The following is a 21690-nucleotide window of genomic DNA, read 5'->3' on the forward strand; positions in this document are numbered from 1 at the left end:
GTTCATATAAATAGCGTCTGGAGGTTTCCATTTCCGGACAAATCGATTAAAAATGGTGCATTAATGGCGAAATTTCACGCAAATGATGCCATAAAACGGCAGGTAACGACGGCGGGTTTGCATCAAAAAAGAATGGCTTAGCTTTTTTCTATATAACGTTATTCGTATATATTTGTTTTCGCACACGGCGCAAAGAATATAATTCTCACTAATCCGGCCCCCAAATAATTAAGCCGGGCTAATAAAATATTCCGCCAGCAATTTCTGGCAAGATGCTATGTCCGGAAGGTGTGCAGTGCCAACATGGTTACCCTTAGCGATTGATTCTTTCTGGCCAATGCTTTCCGCGGGGCTGAAATTCACCATTCCCTTAACGCTGATCTCTTTTATTCTTGGGCTGTCGCTCGGGTTTGCGGTGGCACTTTTGCGTCTGTACGGCCCGGCCTTTTTAAAGCCGGTGATACGGTTTTACGTCTGGCTGATTCGCGGTACACCGCTGCTGGTGCAGCTATTTTTGATTTTCTACGCGTTGCCGAGCGCTGGGCTAACCATTGATGCCTTCCCTGCGGCGGTGATTGGCTTTACCGTCAATATTGGTGCGTATACCTCAGAAGTGATCAGGGCAACGCTGCTGGCCGTGCCGAAAGGGCAATGGGAAGCCGCCCATTCCATCAGCATGACATGGGCGCAGTCGCTGCGTCGTATTATTCTGCCGCAGGCCGCGCGCATCGCCGTGCCGCCGCTCTCTAACACCTTTATTTCGCTGGTAAAAGACACTTCGCTGGCGTCGGTGATCACCGTACCGGAGATGTTTCTTGCCGCGCAGCAAATTGCGGCAGTGACCTATGAACCGCTGATTCTGTACAGCGAAGCGGCGATTATTTATCTGTTCTTCAGTTCGGTGTTATCGCATTTGCAAGAGAAGCTGGAGCGGAAATTAGCGGGTACGACAGTAAAAGGTCAGGTCAATGATAACGCTCTCCAGCATTGAAAAAAGTTTCGACGGCAGCCGGGTGCTGAAGAACATCAATTTAACGATTGAAGAAGGCACGGTAACCACGCTGATTGGCCCTTCAGGCAGCGGGAAAAGCACCTTATTGCGCTGCATTAATTTGCTGGAAATTCCTCAGTCCGGGGAGCTGACCATCGGCAAAGAGCGCATCGCATTCGCGCCGGACACGCGGATAAAAGGCCAGGATATTCGTCGCATCAGCCGCCAGACCGGCATGGTATTTCAGAACTTCGCGCTGTTTCCGCATATGACCGCCCTCGACAACATCACCGAAGGGCTGATTACGGTGCATAAATGGGATCGCGAACGCGCCCGCCGCCGTGGTGAAGAACTGCTGGATAAAGTCGGCATGCTGCACAAATGCAACGCCCTGCCGAATACGCTCTCTGGCGGCCAGCAGCAGCGCGTGGCGATTGCCCGCGCGCTGGCGCCGTCACCGGCGGTGCTGCTGTGCGATGAACCGACTTCCGCACTCGATCCTGAGCTCTCCGGCGAAGTGGTGGCCGTGCTGCGCCAGCTGGCGCTGGAAGGAACAACCATGATCATGGCGACCCATGATTTACGTCTGGCGGCGAATATCGCCAGCCAGGTGGTGTTTCTGGAAGCCGGGGAAATTGTTGAGTCCGGCTCCGCTAACGATTTGTTTTTACACGCGAAGAGACCCCGAACTGCGGAGTTTATCGCCTCTTTAAGCACCGCGCTCCCGTAATCCGGGGCGAGTTAATAAAAACAACATAGGGTAATGCAGATGAAAGCACTCGCAACATTAGTCGTCGCCGGGATTATGCAGCTTAGTTTTGCCCACGCAGCGCTGGCGCAGGATGATTTGGCAAAGATTCAGTCCGCTGGCGTACTGAAAATCGGTACTGAAGGCACCTATCCGCCGTTCACTTTCCACAATGCTTCCGGCACGCTGGAGGGTTTTGACGTAGAGATTGGCCGTGAAATCGCCAAACGCCTGAAAGTGAGCCCGCAGTTCGTAGAAGGGAAATGGGACGGCCTGATCGCCGGTGTCGATGCGAGCCGTTACGATGTGGTGATTAACCAGGTCGGCATTACGCCAGAACGCCAGAAGAAATTCGACTTCTCCGAGCCGTATATCGCGTCTAAAGCGGTGCTGATCGTCAATGACAAAAGCAGCATTAAAAGTTTTGAAGATCTGAAAGGCAAAAAATCAGCCCACACGCTGACCAGTAACTATGCGCAGATCGCTCGTAAATACGGGGCGGATATTGTGCCGACCGATGGCTTTAACCAATCTGTGGATTTAGTGGTGCAGGGCCGTGCCGATGCGACCATCAACGACAACCTGTCGTTCCTCGACTTCAAAAAACATAAACCGGATGCGCCAGTGAAAATTGTCGCAACCCAGTCTGACGCGGAGAAATCCGGCGTGTTGCTGCGCAAAAACAACCCGCAGCTGAAAGCGGCGATTGATAAAGCGCTGGAAGAGATCAAGGCCGACGGCACCTACGAACGTATTTCCCAGAAATACTTCGGTGCGGACGTGTCGAAGTAATTTTTAACCCCGCTGTAAAAGAGAACCGTAAGCCCGGATCGGGTTTACGGTTTTTTTATCATCACAAGACTGTAAAATGCGCTAGCTACGCTTTCTGCGAAATGTTTCTTCAACTGACCGGGAACGCCTTTACAGACTTCCTGTTTATCGACGTCGGAGATTTATGATGCCGTACAAGCTCTATACAGCCGTGTTGCTTCTCGCTGCCGCAAGTTTCTCTGCAACGGCAATTTCTGCTTCACCCCCTTCGATTGGCAATTTGATCAATGAACGTTTGTCCTTGATGAAAGATGTTGCCGGATATAAAGCGCAACATCACCAGGCGATTGAAGATCTACAGCAAGAGAAGAAGGTTCTGGAGAGCGCCACTGCTGATGCTGATTCGCTGGGATTAAAAGGCGAGAGCGTAAGGCCATTTATTCAGGCGCAGATGGACGCCGCCAAGGCGATTCAGTACCGCTATCGCGCCGACTGGTTGGCGGCGCCGGAAACTGACTGGCGGCCTCGCCCGCTTCAGGATGTCCGGACGCAAATCGGCCAACTTAGCCATCGTATTCTGCAAAGTGTGGCGGCACGATTAAAGTCCGGGCAACCTCTGACGGAACAGGGCCAGGAGGCATTTATGCACGCCGTGCAGCAGAAGAATTTACACGAGCAGGATAAGCATAGAATCTGGGAAACAATGAAAGGGATTTCGTTGAAAGATTAAGTAAAAAGCCCCGCTGAAGCACTGAGGAATTCCCATTCATGGGCGGGTGAAAAAGACAAGCATAGCGTTTTGTGATCTACTGATTGTGCAACCAATTCAATGAGATCACCCCTATGCTTGCAGTATCAGGGGGAAGAGAGCCCAGCCTGATTCAGCTATAGCGCAGCACTCCTCCCCTTCAACCTGGCAGCATCACACGCTAACACTGTTCAGCCCGTTGCGCAGACTTTCCACTGAGTATTGCGCCGGTGGGCGCAGTATCGGCCGCGCGGATTGCCGAAGTGAGATGCTCTGGAACAGCCTGACGGACAATATGTTAACAGTGCCCTGTTGACTCGCATGTGGGCCTGACAAGAAACATGCCTTCACTTTCCGGGGGGACGTTCCTGAAACCAAATTCTTAAACGCGTATGCAGAATCCATGTATCCCCCTGTCAGCGCTCATTCAATAGTAGCTACGATGATTTACGAAGAAGATTAAGGGCTAATGACATTCACCGCATATACTGATAACAGAATGATGAACATCATCCAGATCGCGAGGTTCATGACCGGATTGCCAATACTCTGAATACCCAGTCAAATTAAATCACCGGTGAGAATCAGAGCCCCTACTTCAGCTGTTGCTCAAAATAAACTCGTAGCGTTCCGGACGAATGAAAAAGCGAGAGTTCTCAGCGCACTGCCCGTTTTCAAACCAGGATGTTCGCTCCAGTAGAAAAAGCGGCGCGTTTTTATCGGTTCCCAGCACGTCAAAGAGTCCCTTATCCGCGAAGGCCAGCCGGATGGCAATATCGGAGCGACTGATGTGATGTTGCGTGGCTTTTTCTAACAGGACCCAGGTCGGTTCCTTCTCGGTCTCTTCCCAGCTCAGCTCATGAGGAAATGCCGGGAAATGACTGTAACCCACCGCAATGGAATCATTATCCACCAGATGCAGCCGTGAAATAAACGTCAGCGACCGGGACATTTGAAACAGCGATTGCAGCGACTCTGGCGTTGGCACCTCCTCTTTGACCAGCAAACGCATTGTGGCATTCAGCCCCTGCTGCTTTAGCGACTCATGAAAGCTACGCATGACGTTGATGCCATGTGCAACCTTCTTGCCCGATATGTAGGTTCCCTTTCCCTGCTTGCGCTCGACAATCCCCTGCTCTGTCAGATGCTTCAGCGCGAGCCGTACCGTCACCCTGCTGACCGCAAAGCGCTGTTCAAGCGCAGCTTCAGAGGGCAGTTTTCCGCCAGGTTGAAAATGTCCGGCGGCAATTTCCTGCCGCAGGGTATCGGCAATCTGCCGGTAGAGCGATGTGATGTTTTCACGCACCAGTGTCATTCAGGTTCCGTCTCTCGTATTCCGTTCGGATCTAGTTTAGTCAGAAGCGATCTTAGATCAACTTGTATTAATACGTATTATAACTACATCTCATTATTTCTTATACGTGACGCTCAGCATGACCAATTCTCAACCATACGCACTGGCGGTAGACAATATCACTTTTCGCTATCCCGGCGGCGCGCCGGTATTCAGCCATTTCAGTTTTCATGCCCGCCAGGGAGAGTTTGTGGTGTTGCTGGGCCCCTCGGGGTGCGGTAAGAGCACGTTACTCAATCTGCTGGCCGGTTTCACAGAGCCAGAGCGGGGAGCCGTGCGGATTGGCGGTGAGCGTACCACGCCGGAAAACCATCGGCTTGGCTATGTTTTTCAGCAGCCACAGCTCTTTGGCTGGCTGACCGCGCTGGAGAATGTCCGGTTCGGATTGAGGATGCAAAGGCGCGAGGACGTGGCCTCTCAGCGCCGACGCGCTATGACATATCTGCAACGTGTGGGCCTGGTACATGCCGCACATCAGTTGCCGCACCAGATGTCCGGGGGCATGCAGCAGCGCGTGTCACTGGCTCGCGCGCTGGCGCTGGAGCCGGATGTTCTGTTAATGGACGAACCATTTGCTGCGCTCGATGCCATCACCCGTGGGGACATGAACGAGGAGACACTACGTCTCTGGTCCGCCATTGGGCAGACAACGGTCTTCATCACCCACGATATTGAAGAGGCTGTGTTTCTTGCTGACCGCGTCATCGTTCTGAATCGTGCACCCGGCGGCGTACACAGCGAATTGCCCATCGCCTTACCGCGCCCGCGAAGCAATCTGGAGACGCGACAGCTTCCGGCTTTTGCCATGTATCGTAATGAATTACTGAAGCGCATTACCGATGTGATGCAGCAGTCCGACAACCACTCACTCTAACAAAACGGAACATCAATCAAATGGGTAAATCATTTCTTGCTGTGCTGATATCAGGGGTTTTATTCAATGCTGCTGACGCTGCGGATTCCCAGCCGCTGCGTATTGGCTGGGTCTATGCGCTGGCCAACGCGCCTGCACTTATCGCCGAGAAAGAGGGTTTTTATCACCAGGAAGGGCTGACCGTCGAGCTTAAATCCTTTGGTGATGGTCCCGTCATCAGTCAGGCGCTGGCGGCGCATGAACTTGATGCAGCATATATGGGTGCGACACCGGTATTCCAGTGGTTTTCGCGCGGGCTCAAGGGGCAAATTATCGCTAAGGTGAACAGCGGACAGGCCGCGCTGATCGTTCCCGCACAGAGTGCTATTTCCCGGTTGGCTGACCTAAAAGGCAAACGCATCGCTGGCGTCAAAAAAGGGAGCGGAATGGATGTTCTGCTGCGCGGTGTGGTGCTGCAACAGCAGGCAGGTCTGGTTGCTGACAAAGATGCTCAGATCCTGAGTATGCCCGCCGGTAACATGCCCGCTGCGCTGCAGCAGGGCGTTGTGGATGCAGCCTTCACCTGGGAGCCCTTTGTCAGCGAAGCACTGCTGCGCGGCGACGCCAGACTGCTGCTCGATGTAAACAAAGTCCAACCGGGTTATCCGTGGTATGTACTGATGGCGTTACCGGAGACCCTGAAGGACCGCCCGGACGATGTAGTGAAGCTTATCCGTGCGCATCAGAAAGCAGTGGATTTTATCAATCAGCATCCTGCAGAAGCCGATCGGATCATGGCCGATGCGTTTAAGCTGCGGGCCATTAAAACCGCTGACGGTAAAACGCTGCCGCCGGAGGCGCTGGTTCAGGAAGCCCGTAAACGTATTGAGTGGTCTGTGTCACTGACGAAGAAAGATGGCGCCTTTTTTGAGCAGCTGATGAAGGACTCACAGACGCTGGGCTACATGCAAAAGGCGCCAGAGCTGAATGAATTTGTTGATACGCAGTGGCTGACAAAAGCAGGGATAACGCAGTGAAGTTCAAACCAAACTGGGGCTGGGCTTCCCTGCCCGCGTTACTCATGGTCTGGGTTATCGTTGCGAGTCACTATCCCTCTTATGTGTTGCCGCAACCCTGGGACGTATGGCGGGAAGCCATACGCTGGTTCAGTGATGGTTCCATCTGGGGTCAGCTACAGGCCAGCCTGCTGGAAGAATTCACCGGCTTTATGACTGCCGTGCTGCTGGCACTGATTCTTGGCGTCAGCGCCGGACTTTCCGATCGCGTCAGGGAGTTCCTTACGCCACTGAACAGCCTGTTTATGGCTATCCCGCCCATCGCATGGGCACCGCTGATGCTGCTGATCTTCGGCCTGGGATTCGTTTCCATCGTGGTGGTGATTGTCATCGCTGCGCTGTTCCCGATGTGTCTGACCATTCAGGAGGGGATCCGCGGCATCCGTGGCGGTGAAGTGCGTGCAGCACGCACGCTGGGAGCTCGACCGTTTCAACTGCTTCTTCATGTCTATCTGCCCAGCTCCCTGCCATTTATCACCGCCGCACTGCGCATCGGATTCAGCCAGGCATGGCGTGCGCTGGTGGCAGCGGAAATGCTCGGCGCCTCTCAGGGCATAGGCTGGATGGTTGCCATGGGCGGACAGACGGGTAACAGCAGTCAGGTACTACTGGGAATTTGCCTTATCGGGCTTATCGCCTGGTTAATGGAAAATCTTGTTTTTCGCCGCATTGAACAGCGCTATCAGCGCTGGCGCGCCCAATAATTGTGAGGTTAATGTGAGTCAGTTCGATATCCGTGATGCAGGCGATTACATCGCTCCGAAGGGCTTGTATGAGCAGAATAAAGCCCGACCGTTTCTGGGCAGTGTGGCCTGCTCGCATACTCAGTTGACTGCCGGTGCGTGGGAAGAGATCCAACTGGTATATACCGTGGGCGCCAGCGGGCTGGCTGACGGCGCATGGCTGAAGCTCGCCTTTAAATTTTACTCGGACTGGGCGCTGTTTCAGACCAGCGATCCCTCGGCAGCCAACTATGTCAGCGCCGAGTATCAGGCAGGCCCGCTAGTGCCAGGACAGAGCCCTGCCACGGTCCAGCATTTGAAGGTGCGTTTTGATCAGAAGGGGCACGAGCGTCCGTTCCAGAAAGCCATTCTGATCGACATTATTGATGGCTACATCAATCCGGGAGACAAAATCATTATCCGCCTGGGCGATCGGCGCCATGGCGGGGGCGGTACGCGTGTACAGAGTTTCGTTGAGAAAGATTTCCGCTTCCGCCTGTTTGTTGATCCGCTGGGGAGCTCAAAATTTGCTGAGGTACCCGGCGATACGCTGCTGGATATCGTGCCCGGTGAGCCCGCTTCTCTTGCCGCGATCGCGCCAAGGTTACTGGCACCTGAAACGCCTTTCTCCGTTATCGTCCGGCTGGATGACCGCTGGGGGAATACCTGCCGGAGCCTGCCGCTGGCAGGACGCCTGACGCTGACCTCATCGGGAGGTGAAACAGAGCATCATGATTTCCGGCTGGCCGAAGAGGGCTGGGCGATTGCGCGTATCAGCGATTTGCATCTCTGCGCAGGAGAATGGTCGTTCAGCGCCGCACTGGGCACGCTGCCCTTGCTGGAAGGCAAAGGATGGATAACGGTGGAGGAAACCGCCACAGGTCTGCGCCCGCTCTATGCCGATCTTCATGTGCATTCTGATGACACGGTTGGTACCAACGACACGCTGTATAACCTCAGCTACGGGCGTGATGTCGCCGGTCTCGATATTCTTGGCTATACCGCCAACGATTTTAATGTGACTGAAGCGCGCTGGAAGCAGGCGGTAAAGCTGATTAATGCGCTGAACCAGCCAGACAGTTTTGTCTGCTATTCCGGTACCGAGTGGTGCGGTAATACCTGCGCCGGTGGCGATCATAATGTGGTGTTCCTTGAAGATGATGAACCTCAGTTCCCGTTTGATAATCAGGGGCGGCTGGTGCGTTCATTCGAGTGGAATGAGTTCACTGCCGGAACCATCAAACCGGGTGCATGGCCACTTGATGAACTTTATGCGGCCTACGCACGCGAACCGCACAAACATCTGTTAATCCCGCATGTTGGCGGGCGCCGCTGCAACCTGGACTGGCATCACCCGGAGCTGGAGCGCTTGATAGAAGTCGGTTCCGCCTGGGGGCAGTTTCACTGGGTCTATGCCGAGGCGCTCGAACGGGGCTATCGTCTGGGCGCGACCGCCAACAGCGATGAACATCAGGGGCGATGTGGTGGTGGCGTGCCTGCGACAGCCGTCTTCGGATCCCGTGGAGGCCTGACTGGCGTACTTGCTGAACAATTCGACAGAAAAGGTGTGGCTGCAGCGCTTCGTGCCCGCCACACCTATGCCACAACAGGTGAACGAAGCTATGCCGAGTTGCGTGCGGGCGATGCGCTGATGGGAGATGTAGCGGAATTCAGTTCAGCAGATGTACTGCGTTATCGTCTGTTAGGCGATGCGGGCTGGGAAGCGGTAACGCTTTACGATGGAGAAAGAGAGGTATGGCATCGCGATTTGCACGCGGAATTTGGGCGCTCTAAATATCAGTTCCGGGTGCGTCTGGGGGGGGCACGCATTAAGGACCGCTATCGGGGTGCTTACTGGACGGGACATATTGAGGTCACAGGGACACCAATCAATGCGTTTTCCCTCTCGGGCGCAGATCACCCGGAGCAGACCGTCTGGCGTAAAAGTCATACACAGATTGGCTTGCGGACCGACACCAATGGTGACAGCGACACAGTTACTGTCAGTACCGGTGGGCTGGCCGGAGCAAAAATACACGTTCATCTGGACATCAGTAGCTATATCAAAGTGGGCGATCCGCTTTTGCCACAACCACATGCCTGGGCGCCGGTTTTTGAAACGGATATTGATGGTCAAACGCTTCTGATTGCAGGCAAAGAGACTTTTACGCTTCCAGGCACCGAACTTCAGGTAGATATTGAACTGGTTACCGAACAGCCGCTTCCACGTGATATCAGCGGCGAAATTCCACTTTCTGAACTTATCCTGTCAGAAAAACGGGAACATCCGTTCTTCATCAGTGCCAGGCAAAAGGACCAGTCCCGGATTTGGACCTCAGCCATCTTCTTAACACGTTAAAGAGTGGCATGCGGCAGTTTCTTGCCGCATTTTCGGTAGCTATTTGTTGTTTAAGAGTCAGACCGTATTGCAAGATCTGCGAAAAGGTCGCCGTCCTGCACCAGCGTCTCCAGCCCACCGCTGCCCTGATGTCGTTTTCCCTTGCGTACAATGTTGATGAAGGAAGTGTAGCCCCGTTACTTTATCCGTACCCAATATACTGGGGTGTTAGCCAGCCAGACCCGGCACGATCGCTGCCCCCAGTCGTCCATGATCCGGGGGATGCTCCCCCGCTCAATCGTGATGGGGGTGCCAACGATCCTTACGGAGAGGCTCCTTCGCCGTGTTTCTCAGCCCTGCGATTTCTCGCCGTCGCCAATCTGCCAGATAAAGGTTGGCGCTTCGCCGTTAACCAACCAGTTACCGATATTTCGCGCCTTATAAATCACCGGATTGTGCGATGCCACGGTGCGCGCGTTGCGCCAGTGCCGATCAAGGGCCTTACTCACTCGCGTATCCGACGCGCCGAGGGCGTTGAACAGCTCGGTGGCCGCACGCGGGATCCAGTCGCTGGCAATCACCTGCGCCTGCGCCGCTTCGACTTCAGCCAGACGATTGCGCTGTTCAATGAGCGCTTCGTCGCCGCTGGCATGCGCAAGGTAGGCCTGATGCAACGATTCCGCCGCCTGCAATACCGCCGCCCGCGTCGCCCAACTCCAGCTACTGATTTGTCCCACAACCTGGAGTACCTGCGCATCGTCGCGCGGCACGGCGGCATTGCCGTGGCTGTACATCCGGGTCCGCTTTTTCACGCCTTCGGCGACGTCACGCTCAACTGCCAGGCCAATTCCCGCCAGCGTCGCCAGCAGGATATGCTGATAAAACGCGGTCTGATAACGAAAGCGCTGCGCAAAGTCGTAGACGTGATCCTGCTCCACCTGTGCCTGTTTGAAGCGGGTCGTGCCGCTGCCGGTCAGACGCTGACCGAAGCCATCCCAGTCATCCTCGCGTTCAACGCCGGCCTGGCTCGTGCTGACCAGCGCAATCACATCGCCCTGGTTGTCGCTGCGCCGGGCGAAAACATCTATCCAGTCGGCAAACAGCGTACCTGTGCTATAGAATTTCTCACCGTCCAGCCGCCAGCCGCCTTCAACGGGCGTTACGCGGGTGAAAACCTCCCCCAGCCTGACCGCGCCGATTTCGGTCCAGCCGCTGCCCACCATCTCGCCGTCGAGGAAGCGACGGAACCAGCGATCGCGCGCCGGCGAGTCAGGTTGATTGAGGCGGTCTTCAACGAAGGCGAAATGCGCCCGCAGCGCCTGCGGCAGGTTGGAGTCGGCCTGAGCCAGCTCAATAAGCAGCGCAATTAATTGCGGCAACGACGCGCCCCAGCCGCCCTTTTCCCGCGGAATGCGTACCGTGCCAAATCCGGCCTCTTTCAACCAGCGGATCTGCTCATCGGGCAGGATGCGGTTTTGTTCGCGCCCTGCCGCTCCCTGCGCGATACGGGCAAAAATCGGTCGGAAGGTCGCCGCCAGCTGTTCATAGTCGGTGCCGGTAGAGAGTAAAGTCATTTTCTGTTCCTCAATGGTGGCTGTCGTCAATGTCATATTGGGTAGGCTCATGGCGTACCGCGAGCAGGAAGAAAATCGGGATAATGGCGGCCAGCGATACGACCCAGAACATTTGCGTACCGAGCGATGCCTGCAGCAGCGGCAGCACAAACAGCGCCAGCGCGCTGCCAATACCGGAAAGCGCGCGGCTGAAGCCGACCCCGGTGGCGCGAATAGCGGTTGGGTATGAAAGCGCCGGATAGATCATCAACTGCGCGCCGGGACCAAAGCCCTCGGCAAACAGCCACAGCCCCAGCATCGCAATCGCCAGCGCCACACCCAGCGCGGCCTGCGGTTGCCCCACCAGCGCGAGGACGATCAGGGCGATAAACTGCAGTGCGAACCCGGCGATCGCGACGTGTCGCGACGGGTATTTCCATGCCAGGTGCATCCCCAGCAGCCCACCGGTAAAGGCGAACAGCGCATTGAGTCCCAGCGAGGCGGAGATGGTTTCGAACACGCCAGCGCCAAGGAATTGGGCGAGAATGGACGGCAGGAAAAAGGCGATCGCCGTATACTCAAATGAGATACAGACGTTCATCACCCCGGCGACAATAGTGCGTTCGCGGTACGGTTTTGCAAATAGCACGCGAAAGCTCACTTTGGGCGGCGGAGCAGGACGTTCTGGCGGTGCTTCGTGAGCGTTGATCCCGTAAGAGTCGCGCAGAATACGCACAGCCGAGGTCAGATCGCCCTGGTTGGCCGCCCATAACGGCGATTCATTCATGAATTTGCTGCGCACGGCAATAATCAGCAGCGCCGGAACCGCGCCGAACAGCAGCGATGCGCGCCACAGCCAGTCCAGATGTTCTTTTGGCAACAGGAAATAGAGCCCAAAGATGATTAAAAAACAGACCGTCGAGGCGGCGTACCACATCGGACACCAGGCCGCGAGCCGCGCGGCCTTATTACCCTTCCCGCTAAAGCGGGAAAACTCGGCCAGATAAGACATGGCGACCGGGAGATCGATCCCGACGCCAATCCCCATCAGGAACCGCGCGCCGATTAATACCCAGACATTCGGCGCCAGTCCCGCCGCAACCGCCGATACCACAAAAAATAGCATATCGGCCATAAACACCGAATAACGGCCATATTTATCCGTCAGCCAGCCGCCGATTAAATTACCGATAATCGTGCCGACCATTATTGACGAGGTGACAATGCCGGTTAAAAGCGGCGAGAGCTGGAATTCCCGCACCACATCATCAATACCGTAAGAGAGCGTGGTTAAATCATAAGCGTCGAGGAATACACCGCCGAGCGCGAGGAATACAATCATCCGCGCATATTTACTCTGCTCCCTGCCGGAATTAATTAATCGCGCCACATCCCCTACGCTACTCACCGGCGCCGAAACGGCGCCAGCATTATCAACAGACAGAGTACTCATATTATTTACCTTATATAATTGTGCAGGTGACTCTGGTTATAAGCCGGGCTTTAGCATATTAAAAACAACAAATAATCATATAATTATAAATATATTCAATAAGTTAATAAATAATGACGCCAGTAACCGGGAGAGCAAACGCCCGTCCGGTTATTATCGTTTCATCAATGATGTCTTAGTTTGCTGAGACCGGAACCAGTACGTCTTTGACCAGCGGATCGTCAGTGGTCTTTAACCACGTCTGAATACGCGGATCGGAAAAAGCCTGTTTTAATTTGACAATATTCTCCTGCGATAAATACGGTGTACCGATGACTAATTGCGAGGCAAACGTTTTAGGCGCAGGCGGGAATAATATGCCTTTTTCTCGCGGGACTTTTCCGGCATCAAATTGTGAGACATAACCAATAGCGGCATCCACCGAATTCAGCGCACGCGGCATGGTTAATAAATCCAGCTCTTTAAAATTGAACTTGTGCGGGTTGCCGACAATATTTTTCAGTTTCGCCGTGCGCGGCTCAACCGCCGGATCGAGTGAGATTAACCCTATCCTTTGCAGCAACCATAATGCCTGCCCCTGGTTAGCGCCATCATCCGGCACGACGAGGGTCGCCCCGACGGGCAAATCCTGTACCGATTTATAGCGGTCGGAATAGATCCCGAAGGCCCACTGAAAAACCGGCACGGTCGTCGAAAGCGCAAAGCCGTTGGCGTCCACCACCTGCTTAAGCCACCACTGATGTTGATAGATAGTGCCGGCATACTGCCCCTCCGCCACGGCTCTGTCCGCCTGTACCGGATCCTGTACGCCCACCGCCTCCAGCTTCAGGCCATAATCGGGCGCAATATGCTGACTGATGTACTCAATAATTCGCTGCTCGCCCGCCATCGCCGGTTCGTAGTGAATTTTTAACGTCGTACCGAAAACGACCTGCGGCGCCTGCGCGTATCCGCGCCACCACCAGAACGCGACGGCCAGCGCCGCGATCGCTGCCAGCGCCGCCAGCCATGGCCAGCGGCGGGCTTTACGGAGTTCAAACTGTTCTGTTGTCATGAAGAAATCCCCTGAGTGTGGCGAAGCTTATTGACCAGACGGTCGCCAAAGAATTGAATGATCTGAATCGTGGCGATCAGCACGACAATGGTGGCGATCATGATGTGATTGTCGAAACGCTGATAGCCGTACACGACCGCCAGATAGCCGATTCCGCCCGCACCGATAGTGCCGGCAATCGCCGAATATTCGATCATCGACACCAGGTTAAGCGTGACCGCCGCCACCAGCGCAGGCAGCGCCTCGCTGAGCTGCGCGTGGCGGATTATCTGCCAGCGCGAACCGCCGCACACCAGCCCCACCGCGGTAACCTCCGCCGGGAGTTCGCGCAGGGCGTTTTCCACCAGACGGCCAAAAAATGGCACGCCAGCAGCAATCATCGGCACCACCGCGGCAGGAATGCCGATAGTGGTACCCGTAAGCCAGAACGTAAACGGGATAATCGCCGCCATTAACACCAGAAAGGGCAGAGAGCGCCCCATGTTGACGCCCCAGTTAAGCACCTGGTAAAGCGCGGGATGCGGAAATAATCCTCGCGGCGAGGCGTTGAATAACACCACGCCCACCGCGCCGCCAAGGGTCACCACAAACAGCATCACAATGGCAACCATCAGCCAGGTTTCACCATAAGCAGGCAGCAGCAATGTATGGATTTCATGCCACGGCGTATCCTGGCTTATCACTGTCGGTTTCATACCGCCTCCTGTAGCTCGGGGGCGTGTGCAAGGATTTCCGCCGCAATGCCCAGCTGCGCTAAAAGCGCGATCGTTCGATCCGCTGACAGTCGTTGTCCCTGAAATCGGACGCCGACCTGTAAACGCCCCGCCAGTTGACCGTTGATCACTTCCACATGGCCGCCGAGCAAATCTATCTGTAGCGTATGCTGGTGGCTCAGACGGCTGATCCAGTCAGTCGCCACCGGCACATCCCAGCGATAACTCAGGCGCAGCAGCAGATCGCAGTTAACAGCGATGGGCGACAGCGGCAATAGCTGCTGACCAAGCAGGGAATCCGGACGGGCCAGCAGCTCTTTCACCTGCCCGTACTGGACTATCGCGCCATCGCGGATTTCCGCCACCGCATCCGCCGCGGCGCGTACCGCATCCATTTCATGAGTAATCAGGACTATCGCCAGCCGGTACTCATCACGTAGCTGTCGGAGCAAACCCAGCACCGTGGCGGTCGCCTGGGGATCCAGCCCAGACGTGGCCTCGTCCGCCAGCAGTACCGACGGACGTAATGCCAGCGCGCGAGCGATACCAATGCGCTGACGCTGTCCGCCGGAAAGCTGGGACGGATAGGCCTCCGCTTTGTGACTCAGCCCTACGCTCTCCAGTAGTTCACCGACCCGCGCCTTAATGTCGCGTTCCACCACGCCCAGATACTCCAGCGGCACCGCGATGTTTTGCCACGCCGTTTTGCGATTCAGCAGCGCTGAGGATTGAAAAACGGTGCCGATCGCGCGCCGTTCACGCCGCAGCGCCTCCCCTGACAGTAATGACAAGTCTTTGCCGTTAACCTTGATACTGCCGCTATCGGGGCGTTCCAGCAGGCTGATGCAGCGCGCCAGGGTCGATTTCCCCGCACCGCTCGGCCCTACCACCGCAGTGATGGAGCTGGCGGGCACCCTGAGCGATAATCCCTTCAGAACCTCGCTGACGCGGCCATCCGCCGTGCGGTAGCGTTTATGCAGATTATCGATATCAATCATGCCGCCGTCTCCTTCGCCCCGACATCGTTTCGCACGCCGCGACGGTAGTATGCCCCCGGATGCGGCGCGGTCAGGCGCGACCCGGCGCCGAACAGTTTTTCGCGCAGCGTGCCTTGCCGGTAATCCTGCTTAAAGACGCCGCGTTTTTGCAGCTCTGGTATTAATAGCTCCACCACGTCGCGGAAGGTTTCATGCGTCACGGCGTAGGCCAGATTGAAGCCATCGACATCGGTTTCCTCGACCCAGGATTGCAGTTCATCGGCCACCGTTTCCGCACTGCCGACGAGCAGCGGGCCAAAGCCGCCGATGCCCACCCAGTCCGCCAGCGCTTCCACCGTCCATTGACGATTCGGGTCGGCGGTGGAAAACGCCTCAACCGCCGACTGAATGGCATTGGTATGCAGGTATTTCAGCACCTGGTCCGGCCGATACTGACTGAAGTCAATGCCGGTCCAGCCGGAGATCAGCGCCAGCGCGCCCTCATAGCTAACGTATGATTTGTATTCCTGCCATTTGGCCTGCGCCTCGCGATCGGTTTCGCCCACGATCGCCGTTTGCAGATTGAAAATCAGAATGCTGCGCGGATCGCGCCCGGCTTCCGCGGCGCGACGACGAATATCCGCGACCGTCTTCTTCAACAGAACTTTCGACGGCGCAGCGACAAAAACGCACTCGGCATGCGTGGCGGCAAACTGTTTTCCGCGGCTGGAGGCCCCCGCCTGATAGAGAACCGGTGTGCGCTGCGGCGACGGCTCGCACAGATGGATGCCCGGAACGGAGAAAAAGTTGCCCTGATGGTTAATCGGATGGATTTTCTGCGGATCGCTAAAAATTCCCCGTTCGCGATCGCGCAAAACCGCGCCGTCTTCCCAACTGCCTTCCAGCAGTTTATACACGACGTCGAGGTATTCATCGGCGTAGTCGTAGCGCGCATCATGGTCGGTCTGCGCCTGATACCCAATATTGCGGGCGCCGCTTTCCAGATACGAGGTAACAATATTCCAGCCCACGCGTCCTTTGGTCAGATGATCGAGCGTCGACAGCCGACGGGCAAATGGATAGGGATGCTCAAATGACAGCGATGCGGTCAGACCAAAGCCAAGGTGTTCCGTCACCAGCGCCATCGGGGTTATCAGCGCCAGCGGATCGTTTACCGGCACCTGCGTCGCCTGACGAATCGCCGCATCGCCGTTGCCGTTAAATACATCGTAAACGCCAAGCACATCGGCAATAAACAAGCCGTCAAATTTGCCGCGCTCCAGAAGGCGCGCCAGATCGACCCAATATTCCAGATCTTTATATTGCCAGGAGCGGTCGCGCGGATGGGCCCACAGGCCCGGCGACTGGTGACCGACACAGTTCATATCAAACGCGTTAAGGCGAATCTCTCGTTGCGATGGCATAGCGCTCTCCACGGTGTGTCCAGGTACTGGCACACGCTTATTAATGAAAAGGATAAAAGGGGAAAAAATCAGGACTCGGGACATCGGGCGGACAGGCTGAAACCCAGCGTTTCTCCGGCAATGGCGGCAGCACGATCGGCCACCTGCTGCGGCGCTTTCTGATAACGATGCACATCCCAGTAGCTACGCAGATGATGCAGGAAGCGCTGGCGCAGCGTTCCCTGCCGATAGTCGCCAGGCCATTCCTCGCTTTCTCCGCTAAGGTTGCTCTGCGAGAGCAACCTACGGTGAGAGAACGCCAATATGTTGATATTATCGTCAGCTTTCTGCGTCATTATCCATTTCCTATATAACCATATTCGATATTTATCGAAGAGTTATTTTAATTTTGTTATATGGGTGTTAGCGATAATCATGCCAAAGGCTGCGCATTATTTAATTCATGTTAATCAATGGTTTTAAAAAATAGGCTTGCGCAAGAGCTGTTGCGAATGCGCCAACTGATGCACACAGCCTGTTGTATTAGCAACAGCCGGGCAAGGCGTGCCTCTGGTTGCTGGTGCCAGTACTATTACGTTGCGACGCCTGCAACGCGTGCGAGCTAAAGTTGTTCACTGAGTTGACGGCACTGCTTTAATCCTGAACGAATAACAGCATCGGAAAGTGGGAGTTTGGGGCTGAAACGACCTGGATGAAGATACTCAGAATGCGAAAGGAGACACTGGCGCTGTAAGCCGCGCCAGTTGTGGGTTTAGCGATGGTTGTCTGATGTTAGCAGGAGGTCAGTACGCATCAGTGCTTCACGATATACATTGTGCGGCTATAGGCCACGTCCTCCGGATTGGCTATCGGATACCCTTTCAGCCACGGTTTAATCAGACGCCCGTTGGTGTACTGATAAATCGGCGCGATGGGCGCTTTCGCCATAATGATTTTTTCCGCCGCGTTGTAATCGTCATTGCGCGCCTTTTCCGACGTTTCCAGCGCCGCCTGGGTCAGAATTTTGTCGTAGGCCGGATCGTTGAAACGGGAGATATTACCGCTGTGGGTCGAGGTGAGCAGCGACAGGAACGTCGACGGCTCGTTGTAATCCCCGACCCATGAGGCGCGAATCACATCGAAGTTGCCGGTATTGCGGCTGTCGATATAGGTTTTCCACTCCTGATTTTGCAGCTTCACGTCGACGCCCAGATTTTTCTTCCACATGGAAGCCACCGCAATCGCGATTTTCTGGTGGTTCTCCGAGGTGTTGTACAGCAGCGTCAGCTTCAGCGGACGGTTCGGACCGTAGCCCGCCGCCTGCAGCAGCGCTTTGGCCTGGGCATTCAGCTCGGCCTGGCTCATGCTCTCGATTTGCGTCGGCTGCGGGGTAAAACCTGCGGTCACGTCCGGGGTGAAGCGCCAGGCCGGTTTCTCGCCGGTACCCAGAATTTTCTCCGCCATCAGACGGCGATCGATAGTCATGCTGAGCGCCAGGCGGACGCGCTCATCGGCGGTTGGCCCTTTCTGCGTGTTAAACGCGTAATAATAAGTACCCAGCTGCGGCGGGGTATAGACCTGCCCCGGAATATCCTTCAGCAGCTTCTGGTACAGATTTTTCGGGAACGACTCGGTGATATCGATATCGCCGGCCAGATAGCGTTTGGTGGCCGCCGATTCCTGGTTAATGGGCGTAAATGTGACCTGCTGGATCACCGTTTTGCCGTTATCCCAGTAGTGCGTATTGGGAACCACCACCAGCTTTTCATTCACCACGCGATCTTTTAAGACATACGCGCCGTTGCCAATCAGGCTTCCCGGACGCGTCCAGTTGTCGCCGCTCTCCACGTTAGCCTTCTGCACCGGATAGAAAGCAAAGCTCGCCGTCAGATTGCTGAACCACGGCAGCGGTTTATCCAGCTGCACGCGCAAGGTACGCGCGTCCACGGCGGTGACGCCGAGGGTATCCGGCGCGGCTTTACCATCAATAATATTTTGCGCATTGGCGATTCCGGCCAGCGCAGCAAACCAGGCAAACGGGGAGGTGGTTTTAGGATCAACCAGCCGCCGCCAGCTATAGACGAAATCCTCCGCCGTTACCGGCGTTCCGTCGGACCAGCGGGCGTTATCGCGCAGGGTAAATGTCCAGACGCGATTATCATTGCTCTGCCAGCGAGTCGCCACGCCTGGAATCAGATTGCCTTTCTCGTCCTGATTGACTAAACCTTCAAAAAGATCGCGGATAACCTGAATTTCAGGCAGACCGACGGCTTTGGCGGGATCTAAGGAGGCGGGTTCATCTTTAATGTGCCGCACCAGCACCTGTTTTTCGGCTAATACGGTGCCCGGCGGGACATCGGCCGCCCAGGCAAGAGAAGAGACGCTGGCTAACCACAGCGCGCCGCATGTCAATGTGACAGGATACTTCATAAGATCCCCTTTAAAATAAAAAAACCAGAGCTGGCAGTGCGATAATTATTTGTTTCATCACCTGAAATTGCAAACGGCTTGTGAAAGAAAGTTGACATATATGCTGATTTCGTCCTCGCTGGAAACTATTTGATTCCGGGACGGTTTTACACAACACTGCTGAAAAATAACCTGACAACAGGATGCCCTATGCCCGTTTCTCGTCCTCGCCCTCAGCGCGGTGATTTTCCGCCCGGCACACAACGCTATGGCCAGTCTCACCTCGGCGCGCCGCTGCTGTGGTTCCCTGCACCGCTGGCCGATAGCCGCAGCGGCCTGATCCTTGCCGGTACCCACGGCGATGAAAACGCATCGATTGTCACCCTCTCCTGCGCGCTACGTACGCTCAAACCCGAGCTGCGCCGCCATCATGTCGTGCTGGCGGTCAACCCGGACGGTTGCCAGCTGGGGCTGCGCGCCAACGCGCGCGGCATCGACCTGAACCGGAATTTTCCGGCGGCAAACTGGAAAGAAGGCGAAACGGTTTATCGCTGGAACAGCGCGGCGGAACAGCGCGATGTGGTTCTGCTCACCGGCGAAAAACCCGGTTCAGAACCGGAAACCCAGGCGCTGTGCCAGCTGATCCACCAGATCCATCCCGCATGGGTGGTTTCGTTTCACGATCCGCTGGCCTGTATTGAAGACCCCGGCCACAGCGCGCTGGGGCAGTGGCTTGCCGGGGCGTTCAGCCTGCCGCTGGTGGGCAGCGTCGGCTATGAAACGCCCGGCTCCTTTGGCAGCTGGTGCGCGGATATCGGCCTGCCCTGCATCACCGCCGAATTCCCGCCGATATCCGCCGACGAGGCGACGGATAAATACCTTCAGGCGATGACGGACCTGCTGCACTGGCATCCTCAAAGATGAAGCACGCCGGTGCTGAAATGCAGCGCCGGCTCAACGTCCACCGCCAGCCAGGTCGGGCCATCGAGGTCGGCAAATCGGGCCAGCGGCGCCAGCGGCAGCGCCGCGCTGATGGCTCTTGAGGTACACAGCATGCAGCCCAGCATCCGCGCAAATCCCAGGCGCTCCGCCTCCTCAGCCAATAGCAGCGCTTCGGTCAGACCGCCGGTCTTATCCAGTTTGATATTGACCATCTCATAGCGGCCGCGCAGCGCCGCCAGGCTGTCGCGCGTATGACAGCTCTCATCGGCGCAAATGGGCAGCGGGTGGATAAAATTCTCCAGCGCTTCATCGGCCCCAGCCGGAAGCGGCTGTTCCAGCATCGCCACGCCAATATCCGCCAGCAGCTGACAGCGCTCGGCCAGGCCATCGCTGCGCCAGGCTTCGTTGGCATCCACGATGAGCGTTGCCTGCGGAACCGCTTCACGAATGGCAATCAACCGCTCGCTAATCAGATGATCGTCGAGCTTCACTTTCAGCAACGTGGCCCCTTTTTCCCACAGCGCCGCCGCGCTCGCCGCCATCTGGTCCGGCGTGCCGATAACCACCGTTTGCGCCGTAACCACCCGGTTGGGCAGCGTCACGCCCAACAGCTGCGCGATGCTCTTACCCGCGCTGCGCGCCTGACAGTCCCAGAGCGCGCAGTCCACGGCGTTACGCGCGGCCCCGGGGGGCAGCAGGTGCTGAATCTGCTCACGAGAGACGCCGCGTTCAATCTGTTCGCCAATCGCCATAATCTGCGCCATCACCGAAGCTATACTCTCTCCGTAACGAGGATAGGGCGTGCACTCACCTGTCCCCTTGACGCCATTCTCTTCAATCTCCACCACCACGACTTTTGCCTCGCTGCGGCTGCCGCGGGCGATCACAAACGGAGTATGTAACGGCCAGGCTTCTTCATAGACTCGCAGATTTCGCATTCCCTGAACCTCGCAGGTAAGTATTAAAAGGATTTGCCGTGCTGATGACGGATGTCATACACTAGCCGCGACGTTAACTATATGTAAACAGGAAGATAACCATGTCACAAACCGTGCATTTCCAGGGCAACCCCGTTTCTGTTCAAGGCACCATTCCGCAGGCAGGCGCTAAAGCGCAGCCGTTTACGCTGGTGGCCAAAGATCTCTCTGACGTCGCGCTGAGCCAGTTCGCCGGCTCCCGTAAAGTGCTGAACATTTTCCCAAGCATCGATACCGGCGTTTGCGCGGCATCGGTACGTAAATTTAACCAGCTGGCGTCTGAACTGGACAACACCATCGTGCTGTGCATTTCCGCTGACCTGCCGTTCGCGCAGTCTCGCTTCTGCGGCGCAGAAGGCCTGAACAACGTTGTCACTCTGTCTACCCTGCGCGGCGCGCAGTTCCTGGCCGACTACGGCGTCGCTATCTCTGCGGGCCCGCTGGCCGGTCTGGCGGCGCGTGCTGTGGTCGTCATTGATGAAAATGACCAGGTTGTTTACAGCCAGCTGGTGAATGAAATCACCGAAGAGCCGGACTACGACGCAGCCCTGGCCGCGCTGAAAGCATAATATCCCCGCCAGGTTATAAGCCCTCGTTAAACGGGGGCT

19 protein-coding genes and 1 pseudogene are annotated in these 21690 nt (G+C 56.1%); 10 read left to right on the forward strand and 10 right to left on the reverse strand.

Translation table 11 applies throughout. The annotated features are described in order from the left end of the window. Positions 1 to 295 precede the first annotated feature (295 nt). The 4 genes from ABLV30_RS00410 (at position 296) to ABLV30_RS00425 (ending at position 3240) form a co-directional block, all read left to right on the forward strand. On the forward strand, positions 296 to 991 hold the full coding sequence (locus ABLV30_RS00410; RefSeq protein ID WP_014229048.1) for an amino acid ABC transporter permease: 696 nt from the start codon (positions 296 to 298) through the stop codon (positions 989 to 991). Further along, complete coding sequence (locus tag ABLV30_RS00415) at positions 969 to 1721, forward strand: amino acid ABC transporter ATP-binding protein (protein ID WP_064358848.1); 753 nt, start codon at positions 969 to 971, stop codon at positions 1719 to 1721. Before ABLV30_RS00410 ends, ABLV30_RS00415 begins: the two co-directional genes overlap by 23 nt. Positions 1722 to 1760: 39 nt before the next feature. Then, positions 1761 to 2531 (forward strand): amino acid ABC transporter substrate-binding protein, encoded by a 771-nt coding sequence (locus ABLV30_RS00420; protein WP_348865487.1) that lies wholly within the window; start codon positions 1761 to 1763, stop codon positions 2529 to 2531. A gap of 163 nt (positions 2532 to 2694) precedes the next feature. Next, positions 2695 to 3240: a chorismate mutase gene (locus tag ABLV30_RS00425; RefSeq protein ID WP_102962110.1), complete on the forward strand. Its 546-nt coding sequence runs from the start codon at positions 2695 to 2697 to the stop codon at positions 3238 to 3240. 616 nt (positions 3241 to 3856) lie between these two features. Here ABLV30_RS00425 and ABLV30_RS00430 read toward each other — a convergent pair. Next, on the reverse strand, positions 3857 to 4573 hold the full coding sequence (locus tag ABLV30_RS00430) for a GntR family transcriptional regulator (RefSeq protein ID WP_265800988.1): 717 nt from the start codon (positions 4571 to 4573) through the stop codon (positions 3857 to 3859). Positions 4574 to 4691: 118 nt separating this feature from the next. Between ABLV30_RS00430 and ABLV30_RS00435 the strand changes: the two genes are divergently transcribed. The 4 genes from ABLV30_RS00435 to ABLV30_RS00450 are packed head-to-tail and all read left to right on the forward strand — an operon-like array spanning position 4692 to position 9622. After that, positions 4692 to 5486, forward strand: a complete 795-nt coding sequence (locus ABLV30_RS00435) for an ABC transporter ATP-binding protein (RefSeq protein ID WP_122117175.1) — start codon at positions 4692 to 4694, stop codon at positions 5484 to 5486. 20 nt (positions 5487 to 5506) lie between these two features. Beyond that, positions 5507 to 6502 (forward strand): ABC transporter substrate-binding protein, encoded by a 996-nt coding sequence (locus ABLV30_RS00440; protein ID WP_046877371.1) that lies wholly within the window; start codon positions 5507 to 5509, stop codon positions 6500 to 6502. Then, positions 6499 to 7245 carry an ABC transporter permease gene (locus ABLV30_RS00445; RefSeq protein WP_265800985.1) on the forward strand — a complete coding sequence of 249 codons (747 nt, stop codon included), beginning with the start codon at positions 6499 to 6501 and terminating at the stop codon, positions 7243 to 7245. The genes ABLV30_RS00440 and ABLV30_RS00445 overlap by 4 nt, the downstream gene beginning before the upstream one ends. A gap of 13 nt (positions 7246 to 7258) precedes the next feature. Continuing rightward, positions 7259 to 9622, forward strand: coding sequence for a hypothetical protein (locus tag ABLV30_RS00450; protein ID WP_185219418.1), 2364 nt, complete (start codon positions 7259 to 7261; stop codon positions 9620 to 9622). Between the two features lie 329 nt (positions 9623 to 9951). On the opposite strand, the gene ABLV30_RS00455 is transcribed toward ABLV30_RS00450, so the two are convergent. The 8 genes and pseudogenes from ABLV30_RS00455 to ABLV30_RS00490 form a co-directional block, all read right to left on the reverse strand. Further along, complete coding sequence (locus tag ABLV30_RS00455) at positions 9952 to 11175, reverse strand: acyl-CoA dehydrogenase family protein (RefSeq protein ID WP_064406548.1); 1224 nt, start codon at positions 11173 to 11175, stop codon at positions 9952 to 9954. A 10-nt stretch (positions 11176 to 11185) separates the two neighbouring features. Then, on the reverse strand, positions 11186 to 12607 hold the full coding sequence (locus ABLV30_RS00460) for an MFS transporter (protein WP_047724003.1): 1422 nt from the start codon (positions 12605 to 12607) through the stop codon (positions 11186 to 11188). 175 nt (positions 12608 to 12782) lie between these two features. Continuing rightward, complete coding sequence (locus ABLV30_RS00465; RefSeq protein WP_014229036.1) at positions 12783 to 13661, reverse strand: MetQ/NlpA family ABC transporter substrate-binding protein; 879 nt, start codon at positions 13659 to 13661, stop codon at positions 12783 to 12785. Further along, positions 13658 to 14356, reverse strand: coding sequence for a methionine ABC transporter permease (locus ABLV30_RS00470; RefSeq protein WP_049079945.1), 699 nt, complete (start codon positions 14354 to 14356; stop codon positions 13658 to 13660). The genes ABLV30_RS00465 and ABLV30_RS00470 overlap by 4 nt, the downstream gene beginning before the upstream one ends. Next, complete coding sequence (locus ABLV30_RS00475) at positions 14353 to 15372, reverse strand: methionine ABC transporter ATP-binding protein (protein WP_265800979.1); 1020 nt, start codon at positions 15370 to 15372, stop codon at positions 14353 to 14355. The genes ABLV30_RS00470 and ABLV30_RS00475 overlap by 4 nt, the downstream gene beginning before the upstream one ends. Continuing rightward, on the reverse strand, positions 15369 to 16775 hold the full coding sequence (locus ABLV30_RS00480; RefSeq protein WP_143440442.1) for an LLM class flavin-dependent oxidoreductase: 1407 nt from the start codon (positions 16773 to 16775) through the stop codon (positions 15369 to 15371). The genes ABLV30_RS00475 and ABLV30_RS00480 overlap by 4 nt, the downstream gene beginning before the upstream one ends. Positions 16776 to 16921: 146 nt before the next feature. Further along, positions 16922 to 17083: pseudogene (locus ABLV30_RS00485) on the reverse strand (FAD-dependent oxidoreductase); the annotation flags it as partial. Positions 17084 to 17567: 484 nt separating this feature from the next. Further along, a complete protein-coding gene (locus ABLV30_RS00490) occupies positions 17568 to 19184 on the reverse strand; it encodes a peptide ABC transporter substrate-binding protein (protein ID WP_009653393.1) in 1617 nt (538 codons plus the stop codon). 189 nt (positions 19185 to 19373) lie between these two features. On the opposite strand from ABLV30_RS00490, the gene mpaA reads away from it, so the two are divergent. Next, on the forward strand, positions 19374 to 20087 hold the full coding sequence (gene mpaA / locus ABLV30_RS00495) for a murein tripeptide amidase MpaA (protein ID WP_004850230.1): 714 nt from the start codon (positions 19374 to 19376) through the stop codon (positions 20085 to 20087). Here the strand turns inward: mpaA and ycjG are convergent. Next, entirely contained in the window at positions 20078 to 21043 is a 966-nt protein-coding gene (gene ycjG / locus ABLV30_RS00500) for an L-Ala-D/L-Glu epimerase (protein WP_004850227.1), read from the reverse strand. The genes mpaA and ycjG overlap by 10 nt on opposite strands. A gap of 101 nt (positions 21044 to 21144) precedes the next feature. Here ycjG and tpx point away from each other — a divergent pair, with 101 nt between their 5' ends. Beyond that, complete coding sequence (gene tpx / locus ABLV30_RS00505) at positions 21145 to 21651, forward strand: thiol peroxidase (RefSeq protein WP_265800975.1); 507 nt, start codon at positions 21145 to 21147, stop codon at positions 21649 to 21651. The last annotated feature ends 39 nt before the right edge of the window (positions 21652 to 21690 follow it).

It is taken from the genome of Klebsiella sp. CN_Kp113, from assembly GCF_040064585.1.
In the GTDB taxonomy this organism is placed as follows: Bacteria; Pseudomonadota; Gammaproteobacteria; order Enterobacterales; family Enterobacteriaceae; genus Klebsiella; species Klebsiella michiganensis.